Genomic DNA, 15,592 nt, shown 5'->3' with positions numbered 1-15,592 from the left:
GCACCGGATGCACCAGCGGCTGGAGGAGCTGATGGGCGACGAGGACGCGGGCACCTTGATGGAGCACCTGCCACCCGTCGGGTGGGCCGACATTGCCACCAAGGACGACCTCGCGCACCTGCAGGCCGCGACGAACACTGACATGAACCACCTGCGTGCCGAGGTGAAGGCGGACATCAACCACCTGCGTGCCGAGGTGAAGGCGGACATCGCCCAGCTCCGGGGTGAGGTCAAGGCGGAGTCGGGGTTGCTGCGGTCGGAGTTCGCGCACCTCCAGGAGGTCATGGCCATCCAGTTCGGGACAATGGCGACCAAGTCCGAAGTCGAATCTGTCCGATCCGAACTGCACAAGGTCGTCCGCACCCACACCGTGTTCCTCGTCGGCACAAACCTGACGATGGCCGGGCTGCTGGCCGCCTTGTTCGCCCGCTAGTCCACCGGCTCGGTGACGAAGTCGATAACGACTCCACCGCACCCACGAACGACGGCTCCAAGTCGGCGTAGGAACGGACCGAGCCCAGCAGCCGCTTCCACAGCCGGCCCGGCTCCGGCTCACCGAAGAAGGCGCACACGCCCTCCTTCCAAGGCGTGCCCCGAGGCACCACCGGCCACGCGTCGATGCCTACCACCGACGGGCGGATGGCCTGCCACACGTCGACATAGGGCGTCCCCGTCACCAGCACATGCGGATGGGAGACGGCCGCCGCCAGCCGGGCTTCCTTCGACCCCGGCACCAAGTGGTCGACCAGCACCCCCAGTCGCCGCCCCCGGGCCGGAGCGAACGACCGCACCACGTCGACCAACACGTCGACACCGTCGAGGCGTTCGACCACGACGCCTTCCACCCGCAGGTCGTCGCCCCACACCTTCTCGACCAGTTCGGCGTCGTGCACGCCTTCCACCACGATGCGCCCCGCACGCGCCACCCGCGCCGGCGCTCCGGCCACGGCCACCGACCCCGACGCCGTGCGAGCCACACCGCCGCCGCCCGCACTCGCACGGGGTCGCACCAGCGTCACCGCCCGCCCCTCCACGTCGAAGGCCCCCGGGACCAGTCGGAACAACCGCTCCGATCCCACCGGCCCTCGCAACACCACGCAGTCGGCGTCGAAGCGCACGACGCGGCCGCCGAAGCGTGACGCCCGGTGCACGACGGCCAGGCCGGGCTCGGCCTCCACCGCCGGGTATTCGACCGCCATCCGCAAGGGCCCGTCGACCGGTCCGCCGAGTACCCCGTTGCCGTTCCACCGCTGCGTCACAAGACGACGACGGTAGCGGCCGGATTCCGCCGACTTGCGCACCCGACGGCAAAGTGACAAGCCTGTAATACGAGGCCGCACGCGGGTCGGCCCTCGACAGCGCCGACGGGGCGACCGTCCCTGAGACCGTCCCCGGTGCACTGAAACCCCGGTTCTCGGGCCTTCTCCCTTGTAGGTCGAGAACTCCGCGACGCCGCTTCCCCCTCCGTGATCCTGACCGGAGCGCGGGTCGGCGCCCCGATGAAAGAAGGGAACTCCGCATGACCCCTCGACCCATTCGTCGCGCGCGTGCAGCCGCCGCCGTGACGCTCGGAGCAGTTGCAACCCTGGCGGCCCCCGACACCTCGGTGGCCGCTCCCGGCGAAGGCGCAGTTCATGCCTTCGGCGAGGCGCCCCACCACGGCCAGCCCGGCGAGAACGCCGCCGCCGGTGCCGTCGCACTGGCGTCGGCCCGCAACGGCGACGGCTACTGGGTGGCCGCCGCCGACGGCGGCGTGTTCACCTACAACGCACCGTTCCACGGCTCGGCGGCGGGCCGCCCGTTGAACCGTCCCATCGTCGACATGGCAGCCACGCCCACCGGCAACGGTTACTGGTTGGTGGCCTCCGACGGCGGCATCTTCACCTACGGCGACGCTCGGTTCGCAGGCTCCACCGGCGGACAACACCTCAACCGCGCCATCGTCGCCATGGCCCCCACGCGCACCGGCCACGGCTACTGGTTGGTGGGCGAGGACGGCGGCGTCTTCACCTTCGGCGACGCCGCCTTCCATGGCTCGCTCGGCGGGCAGCACCTGCAAGCGCCGATCGTGTCGGCGGCGGCGACGCCCACCGGACGCGGCTACTGGCTGGCAGCCGCCGACGGCGGCGTGTTCGCCTTCGGCGACGCGGGCTTCCACGGCTCGCTCGGAGGCCAACGCCTCCAGGCGCCCATCGTGGCCACGGCAGCGACGAGCACCGGGCGCGGCTATTGGTTGGCCGCCGCCGACGGCGGGGTCTTCACCTTCGGCGACGCCGCCTTCGCCGGCTCGCTCGGAGGCAACCCGCCGCCCGCACCCGTCGTCGACCTGGCGATCGCCCGCGGGCGCAACGGCTACTGGCTGGCGACGGGCCGACGGCGCCACGACCTCGGCGTCTTCACCGCCACCTGCTACGCCCTGCGCGGCACCACTGCGTCGGGACGCCCGGCGGGGCCGGAGGGCATCGCCGTCGACCCTCGCGTCATCCCGCTGGGGACGCGCGTGGTTGTGGAAGGCCAAGGCGAGCGCATCGCCTCCGACACCGGCGGCGACATCCGCGGCTACCGCATCGACGTGTGGAAGCCCTCGACGGCCGAGTGCAACGCCTTCGGCCGGCGCGAGCTCCGGGTGTGGCGCGTCGGCTGACAGACAGAATGAGGACGTGACCTTCCCTCTGGCGGGACTGCGCGTCCTCGACCTGTCTCGCGTGGTGTCCGGCCCGTTCGCGGGCCGGATACTCAGCGACCTCGGCGCCGACGTCGTCAAGGTCGAACCGCCCGAGGGCGACGTCACCCGGGTGTGGGGCGAGGTCCGCCACGGCCTCTCGGGCTTCTACACCCAGCAGAACGCAGGCAAGCGCGACGTCTGCATCGACCTCAAAGCGCCAGGCGGCGGCGCCCTCGTGCAGCGCCTGGCCGCCCGAGCCGACGTGGTGATCGAGAACTTCCGCCCCGGCGTGGCCGACCGCCTCGGCGTGGGCTACGGCGCTCTCTCTGCAAGCAACCCGCGCGTCGTCATGCTGTCGGTCACCGGTTTCGGCCACGACTCCCCCGACGCCCATCGACAGGCCTACGCCCCGGTCATCGATGCCGAAGCAGGCCTCATCGGCCGTCAGGCGGCCTTCGACGACGTGGCGTCCGACCCCATGCTGTCGATCGCCGACACCAACGCCGCCTTGCACGGCCTCGTCGCCGTGCTCGCCGCACTCCACCTGCGTGCGACCACCGGGACGGGCCAGCACATCGACATGGCCATGCTCGACGCCATGGTGGCCACCGACGACTACGCCCACCACGCCCTCGACCGCTCCCCGATCCGGCGCCTGGGCGGCGAGGTGTGGGAGGCGCCAGGCGGGCCGATCCTGGTAGCGGGCGAGTTCCGCAACACGTGGGTGCGACTGCGCCACGTCGTGGCCGACCCCAGCCCCGAAGGTGCCGACCTCGACACCAAGATCGTCCATCGGCGCCAGGCGGTGGCCGCGTGGATGGCCTCGTTCGCCGACCGCGACCAACTGAAACGAGCGCTGGAGGCGGCCGACCTGGCGTGGGGCGACGTGCGCTCGCCGTTCGACGCCGTGGACCAGCCGTCGATCACCGCCCGGCGCATGGCTGCCGAGGTCGACGACCGAGGCGGCGGGCAGCGGCGGGTCGTGCAGTCGCCGTACCGATTCTCCGACGCCGACAGCGGCGTGCGCGGCCCCGCGCCCCATCGAGGCGAGCACAACACCGAGGTACTGCGCGACTGGCTCGACCTCGATGCGTCAGCCGTGGAACCCGGCGTCCTCCTGGCCGAAGAGCGCCCGTAGCACCGTTTGGCCAGTTCGTTCCGCGCCCGCCGCAACCCGGGCGGCCAAGGCGCCGGGGGCAAGTCCCAAGAATCGGCAAGGATCGGACATCGCGTTCAGGATTTCGCGCCAAAACGCCGATACTCATTGGAGCAACCGGCGGAAGGAACCCTGTGCGTCAATCTGTGCCCCCTGTTCGTCGCGGCCTGCGAGCGCTGCTCGTCGCCCTGCTGTCCGTGGCCGGCTTGGCCATGGCGGGCGAGTTCAGCCCCGCAGAAGCAGCGATCACCGTCACCCACAAGTGGACCCGGTCCTACCCGGGCAGCCACATCGTGGGCTCGTCTCCTCTGGCCGTCGACCTCGACGGGGGTGGCCAGGACATCGTCGTGGGCGCCTACGACGGCAAGGTCTACGGCGTGCACGGCTCCAACGGCAGCACTGTGCCCGGCTGGCCCCACCAGGTCACCGAAGGCATCTGGTCGTCGCCGTCGGCGGCCGACGTGGACGGCAACGGCACGCCCGAGGTGTTCATCGGCAGCGGGCTCGCCCATACCCCCACACCGCACGGGGCCATGAACGCCATCAACTCCAACGGCACCACCCGCTGGCGCTACCACAACACAGACAACGTCAACCCGCGCGCCGCAGTGACCGCCAGCGCCCCGCTGGCCGACCTCAACAACGACAGCGTCGTCGACCTGCCGTTCGGCACCATGAGCGTGCTGGCCCGCAACCTCCAGGCTTCCAGCGGTGCCTCCAACGGCGGTTGGCCTCTCATGACCGACGACTCCACATTCTCGTCAGGCGCAGTGGCCGACGTGGACGGCGACGGCCAGAGCGACTTCATCTTCGGCGGCGACGGCACCCCTGGTGGCTACGTCAACATCAAGGGCGGCCGCCTCCGCGCCATGCGAGGCAACGGCACCGAGATCTGGCACCGCGACTTCAACGACATCGTGTACTCCTCCCCCGCCGTCGGCGACATGGACGGCAACGGCGCCTTGGAAATCGCGATCGGCAACGGCGAGTACTGGCACATGGTCGAGGGCTACCGCGGCCACGAGGACTCTCGTCGGGTGTTCCTGCTCGACGCCCGCACCGGCGGCGTGCACTGGTCGAAGGACCTGATCGGGCGCAGCAGCACCTCGCCCGCCATGGCCGACGTCAACGGCGACGGCCGGCTCGACGTCGTCATCGGCACGCAGGAACCGGGCGTGGGCCGCGTCTACGCCTTCGACCGGGCAGGCAACAAGCTGCTCGAGATCAACCCCGGCGGGGCCGTGATCGGCTCCGTCACCACCGCCGACCTCAACAGCGACGGCGCCCAGGACCTGCTGGTGCCCACCGGCGCCATGGTCAAGGCCTACAACGGGCGCAACGGCGCCCACCTGTTCGACCTGGCCAGCCAGGTGAGCTTCCAGAACTCCCCGCTGGTCACCGACGTCGACGGCAACGGCCGCATCGACATCATCGTGGCGGGCACCCGGCCCGGCTCCAACGCCGGTGAGATCATCCGCTACGAGTTGACGGGGTCGTCGTTCGGCAACCTCGGCTGGCACACCTTCCGCAAGGACGCCCGCCGCACCGGCTCGTGGACGAACCCCCCGTTGCGGCACACGTTCTGCAACGAGCCGGGCGGCTACTGGATGGCGGCGCGCGACGGCGGCATGTTCGCCTTCTGCGACGCCCCCTTCCTCGGCTCCATGGGCGGCAAGCCCTTGAACTCGCCGATCGTCGGCATGGCGTCGACCCGCTCGGGCCGGGGCTACTGGCAGGTGGCAGCCGACGGCGGCATCTTCTCCTTCGGCGACGCCCAGTTCTACGGGTCGATGGGCGGCACGCCGCTCAACGCACCGATCGTCGGCATCGCCCGCACCCCTTCGGGCAACGGCTACTGGATGGTGGCCCGTGACGGCGGCATCTTCTCCTTCGGTGATGCCAACTTCTACGGCTCCATGGGCGGCAAGCCGCTCAACCGTCCCATCGTCGCCATCACACCGCATCCGGGCGGCGGCTATTGGATGGTGGCGTCTGACGGCGGCATCTTCGCCTTTAATGCCCCCTTCCTGGGGTCGATGGGCGGCCGTCCGCTCAACGCACCGATTGTGGGCATGACGGCCAACGGCAGCGGGACCGGCTACTGGATGGTGGCGTCCGACGGCGGCATCTTCGCCTTCGGGGTGCCGTTCATGGGCTCGATGGGCGGCACCCGCCTCAACGCTCCCATCGTGTCGATGACCCCGACGCCTCGGGGCGACGGGTACCGCATGGTGGCCTCCGACGGCGGCATCTTCTCCTTCAACGCCCCGTTCTTCGGCTCGATGGGTGGCCAGCGCCTGGCCGCCCCCATCGTGGGGATGGCCTCGCCGGGGCTCTAGGAACTCGGGCGAACAGGTAGGCCGTGTGACGTCGGATTCCGGGGAGGGGACGGTAGCCCGTAAGTACATGGGCGGATCGGTGCAGCCGCGGTTCGCCGGAATCCCATTTCGGCAGCCTTTGGCTGCCGAAACGCCCGCTGTGTTCATTGGTCGCCTCGCCTATCGGCTCGGCTCCTAAGATCCGGGGCCATGGCAGCGGGTCCGGTCAAAGACGCAGGCGAAGAGGTGCCGTGCCCGTCGTGCGGCACGCAGGTCTTGCAGAAGAAGACGATCCCGGTGCTCGCCGACGGCGGCTCGGCGGCGCCCCCTGCCTACCTCTGCATCGACTGCGCCCGGGCCACTCGCCCGGCCGAGGCTGCGGCAGGCTGAGCCGCTACGCCGGCTTGGGCTCCTTGGGCAGGCCCAGCACCCGCTCGCCCACGATGTTGCGCTGGATCTCGGCGGTGCCGCCCCAGATCGTCTCGGACCGGGAGAAGAAGAACGCCGCCTGCAACGGGCTGACCGGGTAGTCGTTGCGGCCCCGGCGCCGCCCCACGCCGGGCACGTACTCCTCGTCCTGCTTGCCCGTCAGGACCTGGCCGTCCATGCCGAGGATGTCGATGGCCAGGTTCATCACGTCGCGGTGGTACTCCGACCAGAACATCTTGTTGGTGGCGCCCAGGGCGGCGGCCGAGGGGTCCTTGCCGCCCTTGAGCACGTTGGTCAACGAGCGGTAGCCGTTGATCTCCATGATCTTGACCTTCGTCCACGCCGCCGCCAGCCCTTGGCGCACACGGGGATCAGCGATGCGGCCGTTCTTGCGGGCCTTGTCGACGATCTCGTCGAGCTCCTTCTGGAACCGGCGGTGGCTGGTGGTGGCGCTCGTCCCCCGCTCGAACCCGAGGGTGGTCATGGCCACCTTCCATCCGTTGTTCACGCCGCCCACGACGTTGTCCTTGGGGCAGCGGGCGTTGGTGAAGTACACCTCGTTGAACTCGCCGGAGCCGTCGACCTGCTCGATGGGCCGCACCTCCACGCCCGACTGCTTCATGGGGACGAGGAGGTAGGAGATGCCTGCGTGCTTGGGCGCTTCGGGATCGGTGCGGGCCAGGAGGAAGACGTAGTCGGCGTACTGGGCCTGGGTGGTCCAGACCTTCTGCCCGTTGATCACCCACTCGTCGCCGTCGAGCTCGGCCCTGGTCTTGAGGCCTGCCAGGTCGGACCCGGCGTCGGGTTCGGAGAAACCCTGGCACCAGCTGATCTCGCCCCGCAGGATGCCCGGGAGGAGCTGCTTCTTCTGCTCCTCGGTGCCCCACTGGAGGATGGTGGGGCCGACCAAGGTGTCGCCGAAGAAGTCGGCCCGCAGCGGCGCGCCCGCTTTGGCGAACTCCTCGTTGAGCACGACCTGCTGCATGGTCGTGAGGCCTTTGCCGCCGTACTCCTTGGGCCACGAGGCGCAGATCCAGCCGCCTTCGTAGAGCTTTTGCACCCACTGCTCGTTGAACTGCTTGCGGGCCTCGCCGCGCCGCTCGTTGAAGTCGGCGGGCAGGTTCGCCTGCAACCAACCCCGGATCTCCTGGCGAAACTCCTCGGCCTCGGGGGGATAGCTCAGGTCCATGGGTGCTCCTTGGCGGCGGCTCTCGTGCGCTGGCGAGGCTACCGGGTGGTAACCGGAGCGGTCAGCCCGCGGCAGGCGCCAGGTCGCGCACGGCCTGGCGCTGGTCCACGCCCCACGGGAGGATGGCCAACGCCGTGGTGGTCACGCCGTTCTCCACGTACCGCGCCACGTGGTCGCGGCACTGCTGGGGCGAGCCGTGCACGATCAACTCGTCGACCACCTCGTCAGGGATCGCCGCGGTGGCCGCCTTGCGGTCGCCTGCCTGCCAGGCGTCCCACATGGGCTTGAGGGCGGGGCCGCGGCCCAGCCAGTCGTGGAAGGCGGCGTAGACGGGCACGTTGAGGTAGGCGGCGATGAAGAAGCGGGCGTACTGGCGCACGGTTGCCGCGTCCTCGTTGGGGCAGACGAAGATGCGGGCCACGACCTCCTTGCCCTCGCCCACCTCGGGCACCACCTTGCGGACGTCGTCGGCCGACAGCCAGTTGATGATGGCGCCGTCGGCCTCCCGGCCCGCCAGGCGCAGCATGCCCGGGCGCAACGCGGCCACCAGGACGGGCGGGACGTGCTCGGGCGGCAGCGGCCGGCCCAGCTTGAAGCCCTTGACGTCGAAGGTGTCGAACGGCCCCTCGACCTTCTCGCCGGTGAACGCCTGCTTGAGGAAGCGCACCATGTCGCGGGTCTTCTTGTACGGCTCGTCGAAGGGGATGCCGTTCCAGCGCTCGACGATCACGTCCGACGACGTGCCGATGCCGAGGGCGAACCGGCCCGGCGCCGCCTCGGCCATGGTGGCCGCCGTCATGGCCATGAGGGCCGGGCCCCGGGTGTAGGCGGGCACGATGGCTGTGCCCAGGCGCAACGTGGGGGCCCACTGGGAGGCGAGGGCCAACGGGGTGAAGCCGTCGGCGCCGTTGGCTTCCGACGACCACGCGTCGGTGTAACCGAGGTCGGGCAGTTCCTCGACCCACTCCCGCTGGTCGGAGAGGGGGACGCCGTCGAAGGGGATGGTGATGCCGAAACGGGCCATGCGGCATCGTACGGCGCCGTGTCCCGCCCGGGAGGGCTCAGTCCTTCCAGAAACGCACCATGGCCGATTGGCTCGCCGTGGCCAGCAGTGTGCCCTCCTCCGACCAGAGGTCGAGGTGGCCGTGGGCGAAGCCGTTGGCGACGGCGTGGATCTGCACGTCGAGCAACACCCAGTCGGTGGGCACGATGTTCACGATGCGGACGGTGTTGTCGAGGCTGTTGCCGCCCGCAGGCAGGCCCAGCGACTGGTTGATCCCGAAGGGGACGTGGTCGCCGAGCACGGCGACGGTGGCGGCCGACATGTCGAGGCCTTCGGGCACGCGCACCCACAGCCGGGTGCGGCCGGTGCCCGGGGTGCCGTCGAGGTCGGACGGCATGCGCCCCTCCGCCAAGCGGGAGTCGAGCCGGGCGCCGATGCCGGTGGGGACGCCGCGGAAGTTGACCCTGGTGGGGCACTCGTCGGGCGGCGGCACCACTGGCGGGGTCATCCACGTGCCGGTGACCTCGACGTCGCGGCTGCCGAGGGCGGCGGTGACGGTGATGATGTCGTGGCCGTCGGCGCGGGCGACGGCCCGGGCCTGGGTCACCTGGTTGCCCGGCACCAGGGGCGTGACCTCGATGTCCATGACCGACGGCGGGCGCACGAACGAGAGGTACTGGGCGGTGGCCCACACCAAGGGCCGCCCCGTCGCCTGTTCCAAGGCCACCACGGCGGCGGCCAGGCCCGCGCCGCCGAACAGGAAGTTGAAGCCGGTGCAGATCCCCGGTGTGACCGGGAGGCGCCAGCGGGTGGGGTCAGGGGTGGGTTCGAGTCCGAGAAAAGCAGCAGCGTCCACGGGCCGGGAGGCTACCGAGGCGCACCGGCAGGGTCGGCCGCTTTTACTGTCTCACCCCCTCGTCATACTCCTCTTCATGGCACGACAACTTGTCCTCCTCGACTCCACCGACACCGATTGGCACCTCGACGAAGCCACCCGCATGGCGGGCAAACGGGGCATCGCAGCGGCCCGCGCCGCATTGGCATCGGTGGCCGGCTACCGCTCCGACGACGCCGACGAACACCCCACGCACCTCCCCGCCGCGTGAGGGCCTTGCACCGTCGCCTTCCGGCGGCCACCATCGGCCAGCCGCGTGCAGACGTTCCCCTCCTGTGGGCGCGTGCGCACGCGGCTGGCCTTGGCCGCCCGCCACTTCCCCCGGTTCCCTGCCTCCTCGTGGTCGGGTGACGCCCATGCCCTTGTTGCGCCGCCGAAAACCTCTCACCGTCCTGGTTGCCCTCCTCGCGGGCCTCGCCGCCGTGGCAGGCACATGCGCCCGGGGCGAGAGCTCCCCCGCCGTCCCCCACGAACCGGGCACGGCCGTGATATCGCGCATCGTCGACGGCGACACGTTGCGTGTCCGGGTCGGCGGGCGCACCGAGGCCGTCCGCCTCATCGGCATCGACACGCCCGAGTCGGTGAAGCCGGGCACGCCCGTCGAATGCTTCGCCAAGGAAGCGGCGGCACGGCTGGGCGAGCTCGTCCCGCCGGGCACCCAGGTGCGCCTCGAACGCGACGTCGAAGCCCGCGACCGCTACGGGCGCCTGCTCGCCTACGTGTTCCGACGACACGACGACCTGTTCGTCAACGTGGCGCTCGCCCGCGACGGCTTCGCCAACGTCGCCACCTACCCGCCCAACGTGGCCTATACCAGCGACTTCGTGGCCGCCGTAGCCGACGCCCGCCGTGCCGAACGCGGCCTGTGGGGCGCCTGCCCGGCCCGAGGCCGCTCGCCCCCCTAGCGACCCGAACACCGCCGTGGCGGGCTACCGTCGCCGTCGTGACCAGTGCTGCCGAGCGTCTCGGGTACCCGCCTGACGCCAAGCTGCTCATCCTCAACTGCGACGACCTTGGGTCGAGCCACGCTGCCAACGTGGGCGTCTACCAGGCCCTGCGCGACGGGCTGGCCACCAGTGCCAGCCTCATGGTCCCCTGCCCGTGGGCACGCGAGGCTGCCTCGCGCTACCGCGGCGAGGACGTCGGCGTGCACCTCACGCTCAACGCCGAATACGACCTCTATCGCTGGGGGCCGATCACGCACGCCCCGTCCCTGCTCGACGGCGACGGCGGGTTCCCGCGCACCCTCGACGACGTCTGGGACCACGCCGACCTCGACGAAGTCCGCCGCGAGCTTCGGGCCCAAGTCGAACGCGCCATCTACTGGGGCTTCGACGTCAGCCACCTCGACTCGCACATGGGCGCGCTCCAGCTTCGGCCGGAGTTCTTCGACGTGTACCTCGACTTGGCGGTCGAGTTCCGCCTGCCTGTGCGCCTGTCGGGGGCGTCGACGGAAAAGACAATCGGGTTCCCCTTCCGCCGCCTGGCCGAGGAGGAAGGCGTCCTGTTCCCCGACCACTTCGTGTACGTGCGCGGAGTGGGGTCTCGACGCGCCCTCGAACGCACGCTGTTCGACCTGCGCCCCGGCGTCACCGAGGTCTACGTGCACCCGGCCGTCGACACCTCGGAGCTACGGGCCTTGGCCCCCGACTGGGCGGCCCGGGTCGACGACTTCGACCTGGTGTGCCACGACGACACCCTGCGCACCCTGGTCGACCGCTCGGGTGCCGTGCGCATCGGCTACCGCGAGCTACGCGACGCCATGCGGGCCGGGGGCTGACAAGGCCCGCTTACCGGCTCACGCCGTGGCGGGCACTGCTCCCGACGCGAAGGGCGCCTGCGTCGGAGCCGGCGCGCCGCCTGCTCGTTCCTCGGTGAGTGCCAGTGCATGGGCCGACGGCGGCGCCCGGAAGGCGACCACCGCCGGGTCGGTGCCGAGCACGCCGACCGACACCGCTTGGCCGTCGACCAAGGCCCACAGCTGGTACGTCCGGGCCTCGTCCAACGTGGGCAGCCCGTCGGCCACGAGGTAGCCCTCGCCCTTCGGCCCGACCACGGCCGACACCAGCAGCCGCCCGTCGGCGGCACGCAGCGCCACCCGGCGGGCGTCGGGCGCCAGCGCGGCCGACGCTGCAGCACCGTTGACACCCCGCTCCTCCACGGCAGAGGCGAGCTGGTCGATGCGGTCGCCTTGGCGCACCACCTGCGCGCTCAACAGCCCGATCACGACCACCGCCACCGCAGCGGCCGCCACCAGCCCGGTCAGAGCCCGCCGGGGCACGCTCGCCTGGGCCTCGGCACGCTTGGCCCGGGCGGCGCCCAGGTCGAGCGGGGCCGGCATGCCGCCTGCGGGCGGCGTTTCTTCCAGCGACCCGGCAATGCGGGCCCACAGCCCTTCGGGGGCGTCGGCGCCCGCGTGGGCCAGGGCAGCCGCCACCTCGCGATGGCCCGCCACCTCGGCCCGGCAGCGCGGGCAGCCGGCCAGGTGCCGTTCGACCTCGTCGGCCTCGTCGCGCTCGACGGCGTCGAGCGCATAAGCGCCGAGGAGTTCTTCGATCTCATCGTGCGTCATCGTCATCCCTCTGCCCCCATGATCCCGATTCTGGGCTCGGCAAGCACGCCCCGCATGCGATGCAGCCCCGAACGGATCCGGCTCTTCACCGTTCCCTCCGGTGCCCCGAGCAGCTGCGCCACCTCTCGGTACGTGTGCCCGCCGAAGTACGCCAACTCGATTGCCCGTCGTTCGTCGACCGGCAACGCCCCCACCGCCTCCTTCACCCGGTCGGCCACGGCCATGTCCCACACTTCGTGTTCCAGGTCGTAGCCGGCCTCCGCCGTCGCCAGCGCGTCACGCTCCTCGCGCCGCCGCCTCGACACGTCGGAGCGCAAGAGGTCCACGGCCCGTCCGTGCGTCGAGGCCAGGAGGAACGACCGCAAGGTCCCCCGCTCCGGGTCGAACTTGTCGGGCGAGTTCCACAGCCGCAGGAAGACCTCCTGCACCACTTCCTCGGCCCGGGCCGGGTCGCCCAGCACCCGCCGAGCCAAGGCGAACACGGCGCCGCCGTGGCGCCGGTAGGCCTCGGCCAGCGCGTCCTCGCGGTAACGCCCGATGGCGACGACAAGTGCAGCGTCACCAGCGTCGGTCAGTGTCATCGCCATATCAGCCGGTCTTCGGCGCCAGGGCCCCATGCGGATGACACTTCCCGGGACGGGACGCGCCGAAGCCCGCACCCCACGCGGGAGGGGTGCGGGCCTCGGGGACGCGGACCGGCGGAGCATCGGCAACTCCGCCGGCCGGCGAGGGGTACCGCCGCGGGCTAGGCGGCGAACTTCGAGGGGAACTGCTTGACGATGGCGCCCGCAAGCACCTCCGCCGTGTGCGGCATGTGGCTCGCCGCCGTCTGCAACTTGGCGAACGCACTCGGGTCCTTGGCCGCCTGGGCGTCGATGGCTGCGAACAGCGTCTCGACGTGGGGCTTCAGTTCGTCGGCCACGGCCTGCTTGGGCAGCCCGCCCTTGGTGGCGGATTCCAGGAAGGCACCGAAGTCGGCGCGGTAGCCGTCGAGGTCGGCCTTGGCCTTGTCGACCATGGCCTGGTCCTTGGTCGCCTTGCCCGTGGTGTAGGCCACGAAGAAGCCGATGTGCTTGCGCCACAGTTCACCGAATTGCTTGCCGCCTGCATCGCCGTACACCGAGGCCACTGCGTCCTGCAGGCCCTGGGTGTTCTTCTCCAACGACGCGGCCGGGACCTTGAAGTCGCCGCCGCCGAGGGCGACGCCGGTGGTGATGCCCGCCAGGTACACGTGCTCCTGGAGCAGCCCGGTCAACCCGGTGCGCAGCTCAGAAGCACCAGAGGTCGTCGAGCCCGTCACCTTGTCGGGGAACTGCTTGGCAATGGCACCGGCGAGGATCCCTGCGGTGTGCGGCATGTGGCTCGCCGCCGTCTGCAGCTTGGCGTAGGCGCTCGGGTCCTTGGCCGCCTGGGCGTCGATGGCTGCGAACAGCGTCTCGACGTGGGGCTTCAGCTCGTCGGCCACGGCCTGCTTGGGCAACCCGCCCTTGGTGGCGGACTCGAGGAACGCACCGAAGTCGGCGCGGTAGCCGTCGAGGTCGGACTTGGCCTTGGCCACCATGGCCTGGTCCTTGGTCGCCTTGCCCGTGGTGTAGGCCACGAAGAAGCCGATGTGCTTGCGCCACAGCTCGCCGAACTGCTTGCCGCCGGCATCGCCGTAGACCGAAGCCACGGCGTCCTGCAGGCCCTGGGTGTTCTTCTCCAGCGACGCCGCCGGGACCTTGAAGTCGCCGCCTTCGAGGGCGACGCCGGTGGTGATGCCTGCCAGGTACACGTGCTCCTGGAGCAGCGAGGTGAGGCCGGCCCGGAGGTCGGCGGCCGGGGTGTCGATGGTCGCGCCTGCTGCCGAAGCGGCGGGGGCGGGGGCAGTCGTGGGAGCGGCATCGCCGCCCGAGTCGGCGGGGTTGGTGTCGCCGCCACAAGCGGCGCCCGCCAGGGCCACCAGGGCAAGGACGCCGACGAGGCGTCGCGGGGTGCGGTTCATGAGATCTCCTTCGAGGGGGTGGGTACGGCAGCAAGTACGGGGCAGGGGCGGTGCGTGGATGACGTCATCGCACGATCACGTCGCCTTCCATGCCGGGATGCCGGTCGCAGAAGTAGTGGAACGTGCCCGCCTCGGAGAACGTGTGCGTCGCCGAGGAGCCCTTGTCGGGCATCTGCAGATCGAAGCGGCCGTCCTTGGCCTCGCGGGTCCCCGACGTCGCCGTGTGGTGGATGCTGTCGCCGTTGGTGAACGTCACCGTCTCGCCCACCTTCACGGTCAACTGCGGCGGTTCGAAGCGGAACGTCTCGATCGACACCGCCGGCGAACCGCTCGCCGCCGCAGCAGGAGCTTCGGGCGCGGCGTCGGCGCTGCCGCCGCCACTGTCGTCGTCGGAAGAACAGGCAGCACCGGCCAACAAGGCCGGCACCGCAGCAATCAGGAACATCCGTTTCATCGTGCGGCCTCCGTCGTCAGTGGCCGCACGCGCTGCGGCCCCGCTCCTCTACGAAGCGGGGCCGCGAAACAGATTGAAAAAAGGGTTCTAGTGCCGCGTCAGGCAACGTTTGCGCGCTTCACGAGCTCACGTAGCGCCTCGTCCCTGGCGTTGCGGTTCCGCCAGGCGATGTAGCGACGGATCATGCGGGCCTGGGCCTCGTGGCTGTCGTGGTCGGTTCCGTCGAGTGCGAAGTAGCGCAGGGCGGTGAACTGAGCCTCGATACGGTTGAGCCAACTGGCGTAGAACGGCACGTAGGCCAGCTCGACGTTGTTGGCGTCGACGAACTCGCGGACCCGTTGGTCCTTCTTGGCCATGAGGTGCGGGCTGAAGTTGTCGAGCACGATCCCGATGCGCACCTCGGGCGGATAGAGCCCACGCAGGTAGCGGAGGAAGGCGACGAACTCGGTGCGCCCCTTGCGGGCCTTGACGTGGCCGTAGAGCTTGTCGGTGCCGAGGTCGTAGGCGGCGAGGAGGTGACGCACGCCGTGCGGGCGGTTGAAGGTGGCCCTCCGTCGACGGCGGCGAGGGGACCCGACGTCGCCCCGGCCGGCGGCCACCGGCGCCCACTGCCGGCCGGGGTGGGGCTGAAGGTTGAGAGGTCCGAACTCGTCGACGCAGATCACCACCGTGGGGTCGTCGGGGCCCGGTTCGGCGTCGCCGTCGGCGATGGCGTACAGATCCAGCACCCGGTTCTTCTTCGCCTCGAAGTCCGGGTCGTTGCTCACCTTCCAGGTCTTGATGCGTTGAAAGGACACGCCCTCCTCTCGGAGCAGGACCCGCAGGCCCTCGTGGCTGATGTCGTCGACCACCCCCTCGGCGACCAGGAACTCGGCCAGCTTCGACAGGCTCCAGGTCGAGAACGGCAGGTCGTGGTCGGTCGGGCGG

Annotated in this window: 16 protein-coding genes; 7 read left to right on the top strand and 9 right to left on the bottom strand. The window is 70.6% G+C overall.

The genetic code is table 11. The features are described 5' to 3' along the window. Window positions 1-281 precede the first annotated feature (281 nt). Window positions 282-1,259 carry a DUF3097 family protein gene (locus tag VM938_04795; protein HVF74344.1) on the bottom strand — a complete coding sequence of 326 codons (978 nt, stop codon included), beginning with the start codon at window positions 1,257-1,259 and terminating at the stop codon, window positions 282-284. Window positions 1,260-1,561: 302 nt separating this feature from the next. Here VM938_04795 and VM938_04790 point away from each other — a divergent pair, with 302 nt between their 5' ends. From VM938_04790 to VM938_04775, 4 genes are all read left to right on the top strand, one after another. After that, complete coding sequence (locus VM938_04790; protein ID HVF74343.1) at window positions 1,562-2,644, top strand: 3D domain-containing protein; 1,083 nt, start codon at window positions 1,562-1,564, stop codon at window positions 2,642-2,644. Between the two features lie 16 nt (window positions 2,645-2,660). Next, the gene (locus VM938_04785; GenBank protein ID HVF74342.1) at window positions 2,661-3,803 is read left to right on the top strand and encodes a CoA transferase; all 1,143 of its coding nucleotides are present in this window, start codon (window positions 2,661-2,663) and stop codon (window positions 3,801-3,803) included. Window positions 3,804-3,967: 164 nt separating this feature from the next. Next, complete coding sequence (locus tag VM938_04780) at window positions 3,968-6,160, top strand: VCBS repeat-containing protein (protein ID HVF74341.1); 2,193 nt, start codon at window positions 3,968-3,970, stop codon at window positions 6,158-6,160. 189 nt (window positions 6,161-6,349) lie between these two features. Further along, window positions 6,350-6,529: a hypothetical protein gene (locus VM938_04775; protein HVF74340.1), complete on the top strand. Its 180-nt coding sequence runs from the start codon at window positions 6,350-6,352 to the stop codon at window positions 6,527-6,529. 4 nt (window positions 6,530-6,533) lie between these two features. Here the strand turns inward: VM938_04775 and VM938_04770 are convergent, their stop codons facing one another. The 3 genes from VM938_04770 to VM938_04760 all read right to left on the bottom strand — a co-directional run bounded on the left by VM938_04770 (window position 6,534) and on the right by VM938_04760 (window position 9,616). Beyond that, on the bottom strand, window positions 6,534-7,757 hold the full coding sequence (locus VM938_04770) for an acyl-CoA dehydrogenase family protein (GenBank protein ID HVF74339.1): 1,224 nt from the start codon (window positions 7,755-7,757) through the stop codon (window positions 6,534-6,536). A 61-nt stretch (window positions 7,758-7,818) separates the two neighbouring features. After that, window positions 7,819-8,781 carry an LLM class F420-dependent oxidoreductase gene (locus tag VM938_04765; protein HVF74338.1) on the bottom strand — a complete coding sequence of 321 codons (963 nt, stop codon included), beginning with the start codon at window positions 8,779-8,781 and terminating at the stop codon, window positions 7,819-7,821. 37 nt (window positions 8,782-8,818) lie between these two features. Beyond that, window positions 8,819-9,616 (bottom strand): thioesterase family protein, encoded by a 798-nt coding sequence (locus tag VM938_04760; GenBank protein HVF74337.1) that lies wholly within the window; start codon window positions 9,614-9,616, stop codon window positions 8,819-8,821. A gap of 76 nt (window positions 9,617-9,692) precedes the next feature. On the opposite strand from VM938_04760, the gene VM938_04755 reads away from it, so the two are divergent. The 3 genes from VM938_04755 (at window position 9,693) to VM938_04745 (ending at window position 11,435) form a co-directional block, all read left to right on the top strand. After that, window positions 9,693-9,866: a hypothetical protein gene (locus tag VM938_04755; protein HVF74336.1), complete on the top strand. Its 174-nt coding sequence runs from the start codon at window positions 9,693-9,695 to the stop codon at window positions 9,864-9,866. A gap of 145 nt (window positions 9,867-10,011) precedes the next feature. After that, the gene (locus VM938_04750; protein ID HVF74335.1) at window positions 10,012-10,560 is read left to right on the top strand and encodes a thermonuclease family protein; all 549 of its coding nucleotides are present in this window, start codon (window positions 10,012-10,014) and stop codon (window positions 10,558-10,560) included. Between the two features lie 38 nt (window positions 10,561-10,598). Next, window positions 10,599-11,435, top strand: a complete 837-nt coding sequence (locus tag VM938_04745; GenBank protein ID HVF74334.1) for a polysaccharide deacetylase family protein — start codon at window positions 10,599-10,601, stop codon at window positions 11,433-11,435. 18 nt (window positions 11,436-11,453) lie between these two features. On the opposite strand, the gene VM938_04740 is transcribed toward VM938_04745, so the two are convergent. The 5 genes from VM938_04740 to VM938_04720 form a co-directional block, all read right to left on the bottom strand. Continuing rightward, the gene (locus VM938_04740; GenBank protein ID HVF74333.1) at window positions 11,454-12,227 is read right to left on the bottom strand and encodes an anti-sigma factor; all 774 of its coding nucleotides are present in this window, start codon (window positions 12,225-12,227) and stop codon (window positions 11,454-11,456) included. Between the two features lie 2 nt (window positions 12,228-12,229). Then, entirely contained in the window at window positions 12,230-12,808 is a 579-nt protein-coding gene (locus VM938_04735; GenBank protein ID HVF74332.1) for a sigma-70 family RNA polymerase sigma factor, read from the bottom strand. Between the two features lie 164 nt (window positions 12,809-12,972). Next, window positions 12,973-14,211, bottom strand: coding sequence for a hypothetical protein (locus VM938_04730; GenBank protein ID HVF74331.1), 1,239 nt, complete (start codon window positions 14,209-14,211; stop codon window positions 12,973-12,975). A gap of 64 nt (window positions 14,212-14,275) precedes the next feature. Next, window positions 14,276-14,665 (bottom strand): plastocyanin/azurin family copper-binding protein, encoded by a 390-nt coding sequence (locus VM938_04725; protein HVF74330.1) that lies wholly within the window; start codon window positions 14,663-14,665, stop codon window positions 14,276-14,278. A gap of 98 nt (window positions 14,666-14,763) precedes the next feature. Continuing rightward, window positions 14,764-15,592: IS630 family transposase (locus tag VM938_04720; protein HVF74329.1), on the bottom strand; the 829-nt coding region annotated here is incomplete at its 5' end.

The sequence above is a fragment of the Acidimicrobiales bacterium genome (assembly GCA_035536915.1).
Lineage (GTDB): Bacteria > Actinomycetota > Acidimicrobiia > Acidimicrobiales > JAHWLA01 > JAHWLA01.
Note: the sequence above shows the minus strand (reverse complement) of the source record. Positions and strands in the feature narration are given on the sequence as shown.